Raw genomic sequence first — 16,512 nt, 5'->3', positions numbered from 1 at the left:
CACGCCATAATTTTCAGTGGTTTACTTTAGATCCAGCCCCCTCTATATGAGCACACCTGGCCTGCGGATCAATACGTGGCGAGACTTTCTTGCCACTCGAAACCAAGCGCACGCGCTATCGTCCGATTGACGCCCTGCTGACGCTTCTGGAAAGTCTCTGAAATTATGCAAAGTCGGCAGTGGCGGGCAGCCAAGCTCCGCTGCCACCGCCGCCGCATACCCAACATAATTTCCGACTGCGGATAATTACGATTATGCCAAGCTTGGCATAATCGTAAGAACTGGTTGTTCAGCGATACGCCCAAAGGCGCGATGGCGAGTGCTCAACTTTACAGCTTGGTCGAGACCGCCAAAGCCAACGGCCAAGAGCCTTATGCGTGGCTGCGTCACGCACTGGAGCGCCTGCCACAGGCATCCTCGGTCGAAGATTACGAAGCCCTGTTGCCGTGGAACTGCAAGCCTCGACCCCACAGACTAGGTGGGGTTTGTGGAGCGCTTACGAGATTTTATAGTCAAAAGCCATATGTTTTTGATCGGTAAACGCCATAAGAACCAGTGGGTGAATGGAGTTTATCGACCCAAAGCCACGTTAGTTTCCTTAGACTTAGGGAGCACAAACCCAGGCCATATGGCGGAGCAATAGTTATGCTAATTGCTGGTAAGCGCGGCCGTAATAACAGAGCGGGTCAGTCGCCTCTCCAGACACAATTGATAACGGGCGACAGAAAAAAATTGTATGGGTATTACAATCTTGTACGGTCGACACTTCGCAATCTAATGAAATCAACGCCCCGCCAAGGATCGGCGCTCCCGACGTACCCCGATGCCATTCAACAGAAGAAAACTTGCCTGCATCAGCACGTCTACTGAACGTTTCACTGATGCCCTGTTGATGAGCCGAAAGAATATTAATACACATCGACCGGCTACGAACGGCTGTACTACTTGTATCAGAAAGTCGATTAATGCAGACCAACATTGTCGGAGGGGTATCGGAGACACTACAGATTGCCGTCGCCGTACACCCCGCTATTCCGTCTTCGTCGCCGGTGGTGACGACACAGACGCCCACCACCAACTTGGCCATGGCATTGCAATACGCCTGCGCAGCCTCAGAGCGAGTAGCTAATTCACTTTCAACGCTTAAGACCTCAACTCGACCGGCAGACATTAGCTCCATTTAGCGCCGACTCCTTTGAAACTGTCGATCATGGCGCAGATAACCTCAGGAGAGTCCGAGATAATTAACGAATCGAGAAATACCCGGTTCATGAACCCATTGGCTACAAGGTCTTCAAAGTAGCGAATAAGCGACTCATAACACCCTTCAACGTTGTAAAGCGCGCAGGGGTGAGCGTGCAGCCCCAACTGCCCCCAAGTCCAGGCTTCAAAAAACTCTTCGGCAGTACCGGTCCCGCCTGGCAACGCAATGAAACCAGACGACAGTTCGATCATTGTTTTCTTTCGTTGGTGCATATCGTCAACGATCACCAGTTCAGAGAGGTCAGCACACGCCAACTCTTTGTCGATTAAAAACTGCGGCATTACCCCAACAACCTTACAACCAATAGACTTTGCAGACTCCGCCACAACGCCCATCAGTCCGACCTTCCCGCCGCCATAGACAACTCCGTGCCCTTTGGCATGAATGACCGATACCAGGTGCTCCACTGCCAGAGCATACTCGTCTTTAACACCTAAGCTGGACCCACAGAAAAGTGCCAATGACTTCATGATGCAACCTCATTCCAGGCATCAACTGGAGCGGCGGCATACTGCTCGAGATAATCTTCCATTCGTCTGACGTTATCCTGATGTACCGTCAAGCTCCGCATATAATGGAGCACGGCCCAGATATCACTGACTGCTGTGCACTTGACACCATATTGCTTGTAGCTTCTTGACACCGCAGAGTCATCCAAATCGAGCATTTTTTCACACCGATCCAGCGCGACTAGATATCCAGCTAACTGCCCGCCTGCGTCTTCAACGATGGACTTAGACTCTTGTATTGTTCTACCGGAAGTAATGACATCATCCACCGCCAGAACCTTTTTTCCTTTCAGATTACTACCTACTATCAGGCCACCATCTGCATAAGCTTTCGCCTCCTTGCTATTAAAGGAATAAGGAAGTAGGGCCTGTTCCTTCGAGAGCGCGATAGCCGTAGACACCACCAGAGGAATCCCTTTGTACGCGGGCCCAAATAAAACGTCATAACGCTCCACACCCGAACTCTTGATGTGCGCGGCATAGTATTGCGCTAAACGAAAAAGCAAACCAGCGTCGCTGAGCCCGCCAAAATTAAAAAAATAAGGACTGATTCTTCCAGACTTTAGCTTGAAAGAGCCAAACCTTATAATTTCTTCATCAACGATAAATCTTGCCAGCAACTCTTTAGAATTCATTTCCCTTTCCTTCTTCGACGTCATCAACAGACAAATCAGCTGGAGCGCTTAACAACACCCAGTGATGCCCACTAGGCATGAGCCATAAACTCCTGCTCCGCATTTGACGTTGCGGAAAGAAACTTGAGAAGTTTGGCAGAATCTTGGATGGCAATATCCTTTTCACGGACCCAGTTATCGTCGTAAAGCGTATCTAGATAGTTGGCTCCGGAGTCTGGCATGATCGCCAAAATGCTATTCACATCGCTGTTATACAGGAGTTGAAGTGCTCCAAATGCTACCAGACCGGCTGACCCACCGAGCAGCACCCCGCACTCGCGCGCTAATATCCTGCACATGGAAATGGCATGCTTATCCTCAACGATGGCCATGTAATCAAAGTATTCAATATGGGTATTAGATGAGCGCCACGCCAAACCAACACCGTTGAGCAAATAAGGTGCAAAATTCCCACCCAGCACGGCAGACCCCTTAACATCGCAGGCAAGCACTTTCATGCTGGAGTTATGGCTTTTCAAGCCCTTTGCAATACCCGATAAGTGCCCGCCCGTACTTACACAACCTGCCAGTACATCATAATCGTATGGCAGAAACTCCTTGGACGTCGTCTCACAATGATAATCAGGATTATCGGGGTTGTCATATTGGTTCGGCCAGTAAGCATTGGGATCAGCTTTAAGCAGTTCTTTCACCCGTGCAATCCTCGACTGCTGGTACCCACCTGACTGGTCTGGCACGGTCACCATGTCGACGGTTGCGCCATAGGCTCTATACCAGTTAAGTGCACTGCTGCTCACCTTCGGGTCGACAACGACAGTCACCCCAAACCCCATCGCCGCGCCTATCATGGCGAGAGACTTTCCCAAGTTACCGGATGTGGACTCAATGATCCGGCCACCAGGAAGCAACTTTCCAGCTTTCAACGCATACTGGATCAGGCCCAGTGCGGTTCGATCTTTGATACTGAGGTTTGGATTGAATTGCTCAAGTTTTAAAAAAAGCTTTTTATTTTTCGGTACCAATGGATGGCGTAACTCCAGCACTGGCGTACTGCCTATCGACTCTACGATGTTTTGCACATTTGACTCCCTTCATTGTTTGATGTCAGTTTATAACTTTAAGCTCCGGACACGGGTTTAGGGTCAAGAAGGTATTCTGTTGCACGCCAATCAACACGGGATCTTCAATATGCAGAGCACCGAGCCCAAACTCGTAGTACGGAGTTTCAAGTGAGATGACCATACCCTCTTCGATGCAGCAGTTCTCATCAGGCGACATGATCGGTCGCTCATACGCTTCAAAGCCTATGCCGTGACCTATGTGATGCCTGCGGTAACCTGAAAACCCCTGATCCTGAATGAACTCCATTGTGCTATTAAACACTTCTGCGCCAGTTATCCCAGGCTTCGCAATCTCGGAAGCGTGGATCATGCCTTTACGCAGCGCGTTATATTTCACCAGGGTTGCCGGGTTCAAATCCTTGAACGCTACAACACGCGCCAAATCCGCCCAATAGCCTTGATAGGAGGTATTGGAATCAAACCACACCAGATCACCTGCACTTAAAGTGTTGTCCTTCTTCTGCTGCCGCTGACCGCCGACCGCATTCAAACCAATTTTAAGCATCGTCAATTCTGGACGACCGCCTTGTTTTACTACTTCGTATTCGAAAATCTCTTTTAGCTCATGTTCCGAGATACCGCTCTGCAGTGCCTCGGTGACTCGATATATAGCCTGCTCGTTGATTTGTGCTGCGCGACTCAAGCCACTTATTTCCGAGGCAGTTTTAACCTTACGGACATCGCGAACAAGTGCAGCGCTTTCAACAAGATTATCTTTCCCAACAGAATTGCTCAGCGCCTCCACAGTCGCTTTGGGCATACCATCCTGATCATAACCTATACGCGGCAAACGCTTGGGTGCGATGGTCGCGATCAATGCTAACAGGGCTTCTTTACCATTAGCATGGCGCGGCGAATCCATTGTCCATTTGAAAATATCAGCCTCATCACCCTGTCGTTCATAGGCGGCTCCACTTTCCCTGTAAAAAGTTCCGTAGGTAAACACATGTCCGAGGCTAGACATGGACTCTGTCAATTGATCACACTCACCGCAAGAATGCACGAAATTTAATACGCGAGGTGTACTCACATGAATAACGATGTAACACTCACCATAATATTTATTCAGCGTCTTTATGACCGGACGCAACCCCGAAAAGTAATTGATATTTTCCAGAGACGAAACAATTAGCAATTCGAGGTCGTTGACAGTCATTACTTTCGACAGTCTGTCTGCATTATAAATCATTACTGCCCGCACCTTGAGCTAAGATATATGATATGCAGCCGGCACAGACCACAACATCAGCTATGGCCTTCGGCTAGAAGTTAAGTACAACCTGCAACTCAAGCACAATAAACATCAATGAGCGCTGGAGCGGCATGCTCATCACACTTTAAATTACACGTGTATCGGCAGACAAACGTGCGCGATCATTAATCGTTCTTGGGTTTCAGCGCTTGAGCAACAGCATTGACCATCACGGTTTTATCATAATAAACGTAATGAGCAGCGGCGATGCGCATTGGATCACCGGCGTGGTAGTTTTCATACACCATCTGCCGTTGACCAAAACCGTCGCCCGTTACATCCCATGCCAAGTTAAGTAAATGACTGCGATCCTTTGCCGAAAGGAATGGGTTCTGCAAAGCAGAAGTCAGGCACACTTCATTTTCGTTCAAAAAATCCTGGCTATGTGGTACGGCGAGCATTGAACCAGCAGCAAGTGCCTGAACAGTGGTGATCATTTGTTGGTACCACTTGGGAAAGTGGTAGCGGATAGCTTGGATCGACGTGATGCGAGGGTTGCAGACGCCCTGCGAATCCATTTCAGATTCGATTTCCGTAATAATGACAGCGGCTCTAATTAGCTCATAAGCCGTTGTTAATTTGCCTATTTTTTCTTGGATATTAACAAATTGGTTTAGCCCGAGGTTTTTAGCAAGCGCATCTGCGACACCGATAAGAAGCTCAGCCTTTGCCAGCCCCCGAACAATTCCCTGATGACCGGTATGATGTCTGGTTTTGGTGATGTCGTAGAATCGATTGGATTTTTCAACATCTTTGAAGATAAAGACATCTTCCCAAGGTATAAAAACATCTTCAAATACCAAGTAGGCATCTATCTCATCGATCTTGCTCGAAAGCGGGTAGTCGAATGCTGAGCTTGAATCATGGGTCAATGGTTTACGACAAATGATTTTGAGCCCTTCTGCGTCGGTAAGCACCGTAAAAGCCAACGCATAGTCTGTGTCTGCACTGGACAGACCGGGCATATTAAAAATCAGTAGCTCATCGGCGATAGGCGCAAGCGTAACAATCATCTTGGCCCCCGACACACGAATACCTGCACGTTCCGTCTTCGTGCAAGCCACGCCAACGTAGGCATTCTCTTGAAGTCCCAAGCTTCTTGACCGGTCAATTTGCGGATTTATTGCACCGTGCCCGATGAACAAATTATCGCGAGCGCAGCGGTCATAGAAGTTATTGACGTTTTCACTGAAGTTTGTGAACTCACCTTTTCCGAAGAAATCTGCGTGCGACCTCATCGCACACAATGCCGCGTTCATAAAGTCTGGTGTACGCCCGAGCATACCGAAAGAGAGGTTAGCGACCGCCTGGTATGCGATTCGCTTCTTCACCAAGTCCTCAGGTGACCGTGGCGTCATTAAGCTGATGGCAGAAATACCACCCGCATAATCGAAATGGAATCCATCATGCTCTAAAAGTTCGTAGTAACGAAGGATGATGTCTATAGCGCCTTTGAAACTTGGCTCAGCTTCGAGTTGCATTACCTTTTTCCCATTTATCCACACTGGGCGTGGTTTTTTCAGGCGGGTGAGATAGTTCTCTCTTGCGCTCATTCCGCTTCCTTGCTCGGTCTAATATTTCGTAGGATTTTTGCTATCGATAAGAGTGAACCGCAACTCTTTATCAGCGGCGCGTGATAATTGGTAGCGTGACAATTGTTCCTGCCAGAACGCTTGTGTATAAAACGTTTCGGTATAGAAGCTTCTAGATGCTTCTGATTTCTAGAAAAATATTCCGCAACAGACTGTGAATTTGAGTCTAAAAAATCTACAACTGCGACATAACCTACACTAAAGTTAAGCTCTCGCATACTAGCTCCTTATCGTTCAAGACTAAGACACCCAGTCTTGAATCTCATCCAAGAGTTAAATCAGCCTTGCCATTCCTTATTTTACGTAGGAGCTGAGATTGCCAGCACCAGCTTGTCATCGACCTCTGCATAAAGATCCACATCAACTGCTTGCTCGTCCATCTCAAGCGCAGTCACTTGTTGATTATCCATCATAACTCCTTATTACGGCAGGTGCTGAAATGGCGGGCAAATTCACATATGGTTAACGCCAAGATATCAATCTGAAATATCCAACCATATATCTGAACACACGTCATCAACATGCAATGACGGGATTAGTTATAGACCCCGCAACACAATTGATCAATATATTTCCACGTAGTACCGAGACTATATATAAGAAGGAATATTCCTACATCACAGAGATAGTTATCAACAAGCCACAAACAAAACTCTTACCCCTAACGTATTCCTATAGCTCCTGGCGTCAGGATAATTTGTCGTCTCACCGAATTTTCCTGAAATTCATATGGGGTGCGGAAAGCGATTGATCGTGCCGTGTTTTTCACCTAAACGTAAAGCAGCATTGCTCAGGATGCTGCTTCCACGCGTAACCGGTCGAAGGCCGAGATTTCCCGACGCGAAGGGATCAGCGAAATTCTTTGTCCAAGTGGAGCAAGCAGCTCAGTTCTGAATGAAGTGCAGTGTTCGAAAACAAACCGTTGAACGAGAACTGGTCAGCCGAAACCAAGCTTACTGTCGTGCTTAAAGCCGCCGGCTTGTCCATGATCGATCTGAGCGAGTATTGCTGTCGCAAAGGCCTTTCTCTCGATGAATACGGCCTCGCGACCAGCCTTCATCACTGGCCAAAAATCGAAAAAAAACCGGCCAAATGAAGATCGGGAGCAGTCTCGCAAAGCTAAGAAACGTGTTCAGGAACTTGAGTGCGAATTGCGTCGCAAAGACAAGGCAATCGCTCAGATAGCCGCGTGGTTGGTGCGGCAGGAAAAGCGCAACGACTATTGGGGACCAACAAAGAGGACAAGTGACGTCTTTATGAAACGGCAGTTACTCGTGACATGTCGAGCGAAACCGTTGCAGCAAGGAGCAAAAAAACCGGGTCTGCCAGCAGGTCTGGCCTGTCACTCAAAACTTTGCAGCGATGGACTGAAAACAGATGTTATCTAGACCGATATCCGAACGACTGTTACACGAAACCGCAGCCTACCGCGTCAATGCCGCAACCAAGTTGCTGAAAAATCTCGCGATGCGCGAGGAAATCCGCAACGACGTGGTCGTCCTGCACGACTGCTCGTGTACTTACCATCCCGCTGCCAGACAGCTGCGATTGAAGGACGTCATTGGGCGGCGAACGCAGGCGCAGAGTCCGTAAAACATACGAATAGCTGACAGGTTTATTTTTACTCCATCAAAAATAAGCTTGTCAGCTATTTCTAATCAACCATAGGTGCGTTTGCCCCTACTCAATCCCCACCTGATTACGCCCATTGTTCTTCGCCAGGTACAACCCCTTGTCCGCCGCCAGGATCAATTGACGGCAGTCGCCGCCCGGCTGCGGGGTGATGGTCGACAGGCCGATGCTGATGGTCAGGCTCGAACCTTCGGCCGGGAAAATGTGCGCAATCTTCAGTGCGGCCACGGATTGGCGCAGTTTTTCCGCCACCAGCCGCGCGCCGCCCGGCGAGGTGTTGGGCAGGACCAGGGCGAACTCTTCGCCGCCGTAACGGGCCGGCAGGTCCGACGGCCGGGCGCCGGCGTCACGGATAGCCGTGGCCACCTTGCGCAGGGCTTCATCGCCGTCCAGGTGGCCAAAGCTGTCGTTGTAGGACTTGAAGTAGTCGACATCGATCATCAGCAATGACAGCTGACTCTGGTCGCGCAGGGAGCGGCGCCACTCCAGTTCCAGGTATTCATCGAAATGCCGGCGGTTCGACAGCCCGGTCAGGCCGTCGGAGTTCATCAACCGCTGCAGCACCAGGTTGGTGTCGAGCAACTGCTGCTGGCTGACCCGCAGCGCCCGGTACGCCGCGTCACGCTGCAGCAGGGTCATGTAGGAACGCGAGTGATAGCGGATGCGCGCCACCAGCTCGATGTTGTCCGGCAGCTTGACCAGGTAATCATTGGCCCCGGCCGCAAACGCCGCGCTCTTGATCAGCGGGTCTTCCTTGGTCGACAGGACGATGATCGGAATGTCCTTGGTCGCCGGATGATTGCGGTATTCGCGCACCAGGCTCAGCCCATCGAGACCGGGCATGACCAGGTCCTGCAGGATCACCGTCGGCTTGATGCGAATCGCCTGGGCGATGGCCTGGTGCGGGTCGGCGCAAAAGTGGAAGTCGATATTGCCTTCATTCGACAAGCCGCGGCGCACCGCCTCGCCGATCATTGCCTGGTCGTCTACCAATAACACCATGGCGGCGTTTTCGTCGGTTTTTGAGCCGTCGAGCTGTAAGTCATTCATGTACGGTCACCTGAGTACTGCTTGGGCCGGGATTGCTGCTAAAGAGGGTCATTGGCTGAAAATCTCCAGCAATCGCGGCGCGATCTTGTCCAGCGGACGAATTTCCACGGCAGCGTCGATGGCGACAGCCGCCTTCGGCATGCCATACACCGCACTGCTGAGTTGGTCTTGGGCGATGGTCAGGTAGCCCTGTTGGCGCATGAGTTTAAGTCCCTGCGCACCATCGCGCCCCATGCCGGTCAACAAAACACCCACGGCATCGCCGCTCCAGTAATGGGCAACGCTCTCGAAAAACACATCGATCGAGGGCCGATAGATCTCGTCGACCGGTTCGGCGGTGTAGGCCAGCGTGCCGTTTTTCAACAAGCGGATATGGTGGTTGGTGCCGGCCAGCAACACCGTACCGGGCTGCGGCGGCTCGCCTTCCCGGGCCAGGCGCACGTTCAGGCCGCTGGCGCTGCTCAGCCATTCGGCCATGCCGGCGGCGAATACCTGGTCGACATGCTGCACCAGCACGATAGCCGCCGAAAAATTCGGCGGCAGGCCCTTGAGCAATACTTCCAGCGCCGCCGGCCCGCCCGCGGACGAACCAATGGCGATCAGGCGCTGACGCGAAGCCGAGTTGCGCAAGGGGCTCGGGGTCGCCCGCTCTCGATTGCCCCGGTCACCGATCAGCCAACCGATATTGATGATCTTGCGCAGCAGCGGTGCGGCCGCATCCTGCGCGTTACCTGCACCCAGTGCCGGAGTGTCGACGACATCCAGCGCGCCGTAGCCCATGGCCTCGAACACTCGATGGACATTCTGCTGGCGGTCGACCGTGACGATGACGATCGCGCAAGGGGTCTCGGCCATGATTCGCCGGGTCGCTTCCACGCCGTCCATCACCGGCATGATCAGGTCCATAAGAATCAGGTCCGGGGTGAATTCGGCGCAACGTTGCACCGCCTCGGCCCCGTTGCCGGCGACCCAGACCACCTCGTGCGCCGGTTCGAACGCCAGGGCGCGGCGCAGGACCTCCACCGCCATGGGCATGTCGTTGACGATGGCTATCTTCATGCGCGCGCTCCTCCGATGAGCTCCACCACTGCATCGAGCAGGGCGTCGTCATGAAAACTGGCTTTGGCCAGATAATAGTCGGCTCCGGCGTCCAGTCCACGACGGCGGTCTTCTTCGCGATCCTTATAGGACACCACCATGACCGGCAGGGATTGCAGGCGATTGTCCCGGCGCAATAAAGACACCAATTCGATACCGTCCATGCGTGGCATATCGATGTCGGTGATCAGCAGATCGAAATCCTCCGAACGCAGGACGTTCCAGCCATCCATGCCGTCCACCGCCACGGCCACGTCATACCCGCGATTGCGCAACAACTTGCGTTGCAGCTCGCGCACGGTCAGTGAGTCGTCGACCACCAGAATCCGTTTGCGAGCCGCTCCGACCGCTTGGCTGCCCTGACGCGCGATACGCTCCAGGCGCCCGGTGTTGAGCAGTTTGTCCACCGAACGCAACATGTCTTCTACGTCGACGATCAGCACCACCGAACCGTCGTCGAGCAAGGCCCCGGCAGCAATGTCCTGCACCTTGCCCAGTCGTTCGTCCAGCGGCAATACCACCAGCGTCCGCTCGCCGATAAAACGCTCGACGGCCACACCGTAGATCGCCTCGCGCCCACGAATGATCACCACCTTGAGGGTCTGCTGACTGTTCTGACTCGCCGGGCGCTGCAATAACTGGCTGGCGGCGACCAGCCCGACGTGCCGGCCTTCGTGCCAGAAGTGCTGACGGCCTTCGACCTGCACAATGTCCGCCGGCTCCAGTTCGCGCATGCGCTCGATGTGAGCCAGTGAAAACGCATAGGCCTCGTCACCGACTTCCACCACCAGGCTGCGCACCACCGACAGGGTCAGCGGCACTTCGAGGTGGAAATGACTGCCCTCGCCCACCGCTTGTTCCAGCACGACCGCGCCGCGCAATTGCCGGACCATGTGTTGCACCGCGTCCAGCCCGACCCCGCGGCCGGACACTTCGGTGACCGTGTCCCGCAAGCTGAAACCCGGCAGGAACAAGAACGTCAGCAGTTCCTCTTCGCTCAATTGCGCGGCGGTATCAGCCGGGGACAATTGCCGCTCGATGATGCTGCGGCGGACCTTTTCCAGATCGACGCCATGGCCGTCATCGCTCAACTCCAGCACCAACAGTCCGGCCTGATGCGAGGCGCGCAGACGGATCAAGCCTTCAGCCGGTTTGCCGGCCAGCAGTCGTTGTTCCGGGGACTCGATGCCGTGGTCCACGGCATTGCGCAGCAGGTGCGTCAGCGGCGCTTCGAGTTTTTCCAGGACGTCGCGATCGACCTGGGTTTTCTCGCCCTCGATCTCCAGACGCACCTGCTTGCCCAGGCTACGGCCAAGGTCGCGGACCATCCGCACTTGCCCGGTCAACACATCGGCAAACGGGCGCATACGACACGCCAGCGCCGTGTCGTACAACACTTGCGCCCGTTGACTGGCCTGCCAGGCGAACTCATCCAGCTCGGCGTTCTTTTCCACCAGCAATTGCCGGGATTCGGCCAGCAGCCGACGGGCATCGTCGAGAGCCTCCCGGGCCTCCAGGCTCAAGGCATGCTCCTTGAGATGGACGTTGAGGTTTTCCAGGGCCCGCAGGCCGTTGTTCTGCAGGCGCTTGAGCCGCTGCATGGTGGCCAGGTGCGGTTTGAGCCGCAGGGTTTCCACCAGGGACTTGCTTGACAGGTCGAGCAGGCTGTTCAAGCGTTCGGCGGTGACCCGCAGGACGCGCTCACCGTTTTCGGTGCTGCGTCTGGCCTTGGCTGCTGGCTCGACGGATGCGTCGGGTTGCGGTTCGACCTCCAGCATCGGCATCGGCAGCACAGCCCTGGGGGTTTGCAGCAGATCCTCGGCCATGAGCGGCGCTGTGGGGGTGCTGATCGGGACGGCAAGCGCCAGCGGATCCAGCAATCGAGCCATCAACGCCACATAGGCTTCGATATCCGCAGGAACCGGATTGTTATCGGGCGTTGCGATGCGCACCAACAGATCGGTGCCCTGCAATAACGCATCGATGTGCTCGGGGCCCAGGTACAGGTGCCCTTCCTGCGCGCTGACCAGACAATCTTCCATCACATGAGCAACGCTGACGCCGGCATCGACACCGACGATCCGCGCGGCGCCCTTGAGCGAGTGCGCCGCGCGCATGCACGACTCGAGATGATCGGCCTGGGTCGGATCGCGCTCCAGCGCCAGCAGACCTGCGCTCAGCACTTGCGTCTGGGCTTCGGCTTCCAGGCTGAACAGTTCCAGCAAAGAGGCGTCGCGCATTTGCTCGGGGGTCATGTGAGGCTCCGGGTCACGGCGGACAGCAGCTGTTCTTCATCCAGCCAACGCAGGCTGCGACCTTTGAATGGCAACACACCACGGGTGTACCTCGCGCTGGCCTGGGTGCCGGAACGGGATGCCGCCTCGAGGATGCGCTCGTCGATGGCATGGATCCCGTCCACCTCGTCCACCGGCACCACCACCGGCCCGCCGTGGGCGGCGATGATCAGCATCCGCGGCATGACCCGCGCGCCGGATGCCACGCTACCCGCCCCATCGAGGCCGAGCAATTCGACCAGGGACAGGCATGCCACCAGGGCACCGCGCACGTTAGCCACGCCGAGCAAGGCCCGGGATCGCTGGTGCGGCAAGGAGTGAATCACTTGCAATGGCGCCACTTCCACCAGACTGCGGGTGGCCAGGCCCAACCATTCTTCGCCCAGACGGAACATCAACAGCGAACGGGTTTGCACATCGCTCTCGACCGCTGTCGACAGGTGCCCGCGATCTTCCTGCTGCAACGCATAACGGTCGAGCAGGCGCGTCGCGGCAGTCGAATACACCGCACAGTTGCGGCAGTGAATGTGTTCGCTCAGCAGCGGGCAGGACTTGTCGCCGTGGACACCGATGCGGTTCCAGCAGTCGTCGATGGCCTGGGCATCTCTATGGATGAGGCTAAAGTCGTCGGTGGCGATCATCGTTTACGCTCACTGTCAGCGGCGCGCTCGCCACGGGCGGCGCGGTCCTGCAATCGCCTGGCACCCGCGGTGTCGCCCAGAGATTGCAGCAAGGCGGCCAGGTGCATCAGCGCGTCCGGGTGTTGCGGTTCGAGGTACAACGCTTTGCGGTAATAACACTGGGCTTGGAGGGCACTGCCGGCGACGTCGCTGAGCAGCCCCAGCCAGTAGAAGACCTGGGCCACCGGTTCGTGGCTGCGCAAATAGCTTTCGCACGCGGTGCGGGCCTCAAAGCTTTTGCCTGCGTTGGCCAGCGCGGCGATGTTCGCCAGCAATGCAGCGGCGTCCGGGTTGGCCGATCGGGTCATGACAGGTCGTGGCGCCACCGTTGCAAACGGCCGGCTGCGAACCGGTGGTGGTGTCACGCTGCGCAGCGGTTGGCGCACGGGCAGCGATGCTGGAGCAAAAGTCCCCCATGACGCCGGCTCCGGCGCACGCTGACGACTGAACGCAAAGGACTGCGGGATGCCGATCGAGTGCATGCCAAAGCGCCCCAGCAGACTGCCCTCCGCGGGGCCGATGAACAGCAAGCCGTCAACATGGGTCAGACGCTTGAGCACTTCAAAAACCTGCTGTTGGGTCGGCAGGTCAAAATAGATCAACAGGTTGCGGCAGAACACGAAATCATAGGGTGGTTCATTGGCCAGCAAGGCCGGATCGAGCACGTTGCCGACCTGCAGGCGCACTTGCTCAAGCACTCGCTCGCCGAGGCGATAGCCGTCGCTGTCGGCGCTGAAATGCCGGTCGCGAAACTCGAGGTCCTGACCACGAAATGAGTTTTTGCCGTACAGCGCACGCTTGGCCTTTTCCACCGACATCGGACTGACGTCCATGCCCTCGACCTTGAACTGATGCGGCTTGAACCCGGCATCGAGCAGCGCCATGGCGATGGAATAGGGTTCTTCACCGGTGGAACACGGCAGGCTGAGAATCCGCAGGGCGCGCATGTGGTTGATATCGGCCAGGCGCTTGGCGGCCAGTTTCGCCAGGGTGACGAACGATTCCGGGTATCGGAAAAACCAGGTTTCGGGAACGATCACCGCTTCGATCAGCGCCTGCTGCTCATCCCGCGAGCCTTGCAGGGTGTGCCAGTACTCATCGGCCGTCTGTGCTCGGGAGGCTGCGCGGCGCTGGCGCACAGCACGCTCGATGATCGCCGGACCCACCGAGGTCACGTCCAGACCGATGCGTTCCTTGAGGAAATCGAAGAACCGTTGATCACTGCTCATGGGCGCGCCTCAAGCAGCGCCGGATCCAGCGGCGGTGACGGAAACAGCAGCGCGCGAACCGGCTCGCTCAACAGGTCGGCGACCCGGACCCATTGCAGCAGCCCTTGCGCGTCTTCACGAACAGGCCCGAGGTAGGGCGCCTGGCGATTATCCAGGCCATAGGGCTGAAAATCTGCCGGATTGCAGCGCAAGGTGTCGGTGGCCTGTTCCAGGATCAGTCCGAGCAATTGCGCCCGGGCGGTCTCATCCGGACGGTAATTGATCAGCACCAGGCGGGTGCTGGTGCGAGCCTGGGCAGGTGTACCGAACGTCAGCGCGCTGAGGTCGATCACCGGCACGACCGCGCCGCGATAGGCGAACACCCCGGCCACCCAGGCCGGTGCTTGGGCAATCGGCTTCAATGGCAGGCGCGGCAGCACCTCCGCCACCTCGATGGCCTGCAAGGCATAGCGCTCGTTACCGATGCGGAACACCAGGAACAACATGTGCAACGCCGGCTTCACAGGGGCGCGTTTGGCCGTGAGTTCGCTCATCAGACTTTGAATCGCGATACGCCGCTACGCAGCCCTACAGCGACCTGGCTCAGTTCGTCGATGGCGAAACTGGCCTGGCGCAGGGACTCGACGGTCTGGCTGCTGGCATCGCCCAGCTGCACCAGCGCATGGTTGATCTGCTCGGCACCGGTGGCCTGCGCCTGCATGCCTTCGTTGACCATCAACACCCGTGGCGCCAGCGCCTGGACCTGATGGATGATCTGCGACAGTTGTTCGCCGACCTGCTGCACCTCGGACATGCCGCGGCGTACTTCTTCGGAGAACTTGTCCATGCCCATGACCCCGGCCGACACCGCCGACTGGATCTCGCGCACCATCTGTTCGATGTCGTACGTGGCAACGGCGGTCTGGTCCGCCAGACGGCGCACTTCGGTCGCCACCACGGCGAACCCGCGGCCATATTCTCCGGCCTTTTCCGCCTCGATGGCGGCGTTCAGCGACAACAGGTTTGTCTGGTCTGCCACCTTGACGATGGTCACCACCACCTGGTTGATGTTGCCGGCCTTCTCGTTGAGGATCGCCAGTTTGGCGTTGACCAGATCCGCTGCGCCCATGACCGAGTGCATGGTCTCTTCCATCCGCGCCAGGCCCTGCTGTCCGGAACCGGCCAGCACCGAGGCCTGATCGGCGGCGGTGGAGACTTCGGTCATGGTGCGCACCAGGTCGCGGGAAGTGGCGGCGATTTCACGGGACGTTGCACCGATTTCCGTGGTGGTGGCGGCGGTTTCGGTGGCGGTGGCTTGCTGTTGCCTGGAGGTGGCGGCGATCTCGGTCACCGAGGTGGTGACCTGCACCGACGAGCGCTGGGCCTGGGACACCAGGGACGTCAGCTCGGCCATCATGTCATTGAAGCCGGTTTCCACCGCGCCGAATTCGTCCTTGCGGGCCAGGTCCAGGCGACGGCTGAGGTCGCCGGTACGCATGATTTCGAGTATTTCAACGATCCGGTTCATCGGCGCCATGATTGCGCGCATCAACAGCAGGCCGCAGAGGCCGGCGGCCAACACCGCGACCAGCAGGGAAATGCCCATGATGAATTTTGCTGTGAGCACCGCGTCATCAATCGCCATGATGCCCTGGTCCGCCACCGCTTTGTTTTCGCGCAGGATGTCATTGAGTTTCATGCGACCTGCGGTCCAGGCCGGGGTTAGCTGTTCGTTGAACAACTTGATGGCTTGCGCGTCCTCATTGCGCTGACGCAAGTCGAGCACCGCCGCCAGGACCTTGTGGTAATGCTCATTGTATTTTTCGAAGGTAGCGAATTCGACCTTGTCTTCATCCGTGGTGACGGTATCGCGATAGTTACCTATCTGCCCTTGCAGACGAGACTCGATGGATTTGAAGTCGGCGGCATCCTGAGTACTGAAGCCCTGCCCCTCCTTCAAGCCAAGCATTTCCTGGATCCGCAGATAGCTGTCGGACCAGGCACCGCGAATCATCGAGCTGTAATACACCCCGGGAAGTGCATCTTCACGAACGCTGGCTTCGCTTTCTTCGATCTTCAACAGCCGTGAGTACGAGACGACGACCATCAGCAGCATGATGGCGATAATTACCGCAAAGCTCGCCAAAATCCGTTGGCGCAACGTCCAGTTCTTCACA

14 protein-coding genes and 1 pseudogene are annotated in these 16,512 nt (G+C 55.8%); 2 read left to right on the top strand and 13 right to left on the bottom strand.

Features of this window, described 5'->3' with window-relative positions; translation table 11 throughout:
* Positions 1-273 precede the first annotated feature (273 nt).
* Positions 274-474, top strand: a pseudogene (locus tag F8N80_RS13055) (transposase domain-containing protein); the annotation flags it as partial.
* Between the two features lie 169 nt (positions 475-643).
* Here the strand turns inward: F8N80_RS13055 and F8N80_RS13050 are convergent.
* The 6 genes from F8N80_RS13050 to F8N80_RS13025 all read right to left on the bottom strand — a co-directional run bounded on the left by F8N80_RS13050 (position 644) and on the right by F8N80_RS13025 (position 6,334).
* A complete protein-coding gene (locus F8N80_RS13050; RefSeq protein WP_150748358.1) occupies positions 644-1,180 on the bottom strand; it encodes a flavin reductase family protein in 537 nt (178 codons plus the stop codon).
* Positions 1,171-1,734 carry a TIGR00730 family Rossman fold protein gene (locus F8N80_RS13045; protein ID WP_150748357.1) on the bottom strand — a complete coding sequence of 188 codons (564 nt, stop codon included), beginning with the start codon at positions 1,732-1,734 and terminating at the stop codon, positions 1,171-1,173. Before F8N80_RS13045 ends, F8N80_RS13050 begins: the two co-directional genes overlap by 10 nt.
* Positions 1,731-2,408: an orotate phosphoribosyltransferase gene (gene pyrE / locus F8N80_RS13040; protein WP_191632912.1), complete on the bottom strand. Its 678-nt coding sequence runs from the start codon at positions 2,406-2,408 to the stop codon at positions 1,731-1,733. The genes F8N80_RS13045 and pyrE overlap by 4 nt, the downstream gene beginning before the upstream one ends.
* Before the next feature lie 71 nt (positions 2,409-2,479).
* A complete protein-coding gene (locus F8N80_RS13035; protein ID WP_150748355.1) occupies positions 2,480-3,487 on the bottom strand; it encodes a PLP-dependent cysteine synthase family protein in 1,008 nt (335 codons plus the stop codon).
* 25 nt (positions 3,488-3,512) lie between these two features.
* The gene (locus F8N80_RS13030) at positions 3,513-4,718 is read right to left on the bottom strand and encodes a M24 family metallopeptidase (protein ID WP_150783989.1); all 1,206 of its coding nucleotides are present in this window, start codon (positions 4,716-4,718) and stop codon (positions 3,513-3,515) included.
* 188 nt (positions 4,719-4,906) lie between these two features.
* Entirely contained in the window at positions 4,907-6,334 is a 1,428-nt protein-coding gene (locus F8N80_RS13025; protein WP_150748263.1) for a 4-hydroxyphenylacetate 3-hydroxylase N-terminal domain-containing protein, read from the bottom strand.
* Between the two features lie 1,070 nt (positions 6,335-7,404).
* Here F8N80_RS13025 and F8N80_RS32150 point away from each other — a divergent pair.
* On the top strand, positions 7,405-7,761 hold the full coding sequence (locus tag F8N80_RS32150; protein WP_150748262.1) for a hypothetical protein: 357 nt from the start codon (positions 7,405-7,407) through the stop codon (positions 7,759-7,761).
* Positions 7,762-8,053: 292 nt separating this feature from the next.
* On the opposite strand, the gene F8N80_RS13015 is transcribed toward F8N80_RS32150, so the two are convergent.
* From F8N80_RS13015 to F8N80_RS12985, 7 genes are read right to left on the bottom strand one after another with little or no spacing between them, the layout of a single operon-like run.
* On the bottom strand, positions 8,054-9,055 hold the full coding sequence (locus F8N80_RS13015) for a response regulator (protein WP_150783988.1): 1,002 nt from the start codon (positions 9,053-9,055) through the stop codon (positions 8,054-8,056).
* Positions 9,056-9,103: 48 nt separating this feature from the next.
* Positions 9,104-10,114 (bottom strand): chemotaxis response regulator protein-glutamate methylesterase, encoded by a 1,011-nt coding sequence (locus F8N80_RS13010; protein WP_150783987.1) that lies wholly within the window; start codon positions 10,112-10,114, stop codon positions 9,104-9,106.
* A complete protein-coding gene (locus F8N80_RS13005; protein ID WP_150783986.1) occupies positions 10,111-12,408 on the bottom strand; it encodes a hybrid sensor histidine kinase/response regulator in 2,298 nt (765 codons plus the stop codon). The genes F8N80_RS13010 and F8N80_RS13005 overlap by 4 nt, the downstream gene beginning before the upstream one ends.
* Positions 12,405-13,088, bottom strand: coding sequence for a chemotaxis protein CheW (locus F8N80_RS13000; protein WP_150783985.1), 684 nt, complete (start codon positions 13,086-13,088; stop codon positions 12,405-12,407). Before F8N80_RS13000 ends, F8N80_RS13005 begins: the two co-directional genes overlap by 4 nt.
* Positions 13,085-14,356: a CheR family methyltransferase gene (locus F8N80_RS12995; RefSeq protein ID WP_150783984.1), complete on the bottom strand. Its 1,272-nt coding sequence runs from the start codon at positions 14,354-14,356 to the stop codon at positions 13,085-13,087. Before F8N80_RS12995 ends, F8N80_RS13000 begins: the two co-directional genes overlap by 4 nt.
* Complete coding sequence (locus F8N80_RS12990; RefSeq protein ID WP_150783983.1) at positions 14,353-14,889, bottom strand: chemotaxis protein CheW; 537 nt, start codon at positions 14,887-14,889, stop codon at positions 14,353-14,355. Before F8N80_RS12990 ends, F8N80_RS12995 begins: the two co-directional genes overlap by 4 nt.
* Positions 14,889-16,511, bottom strand: a complete 1,623-nt coding sequence (locus tag F8N80_RS12985) for a methyl-accepting chemotaxis protein (RefSeq protein WP_150748255.1) — start codon at positions 16,509-16,511, stop codon at positions 14,889-14,891. Before F8N80_RS12985 ends, F8N80_RS12990 begins: the two co-directional genes overlap by 1 nt.
* Position 16,512: the final 1 nt, after the last annotated feature.

Origin of the sequence: Pseudomonas fluorescens (assembly GCF_902497995.1) — a bacterium.
GTDB classification, from domain to species: Bacteria; Pseudomonadota; Gammaproteobacteria; order Pseudomonadales; family Pseudomonadaceae; genus Aquipseudomonas; species Aquipseudomonas fluorescens_BK.
The sequence above is the reverse complement of the archived record's forward strand: the minus strand, read 5'-3'. Positions and strand labels throughout refer to the sequence as shown.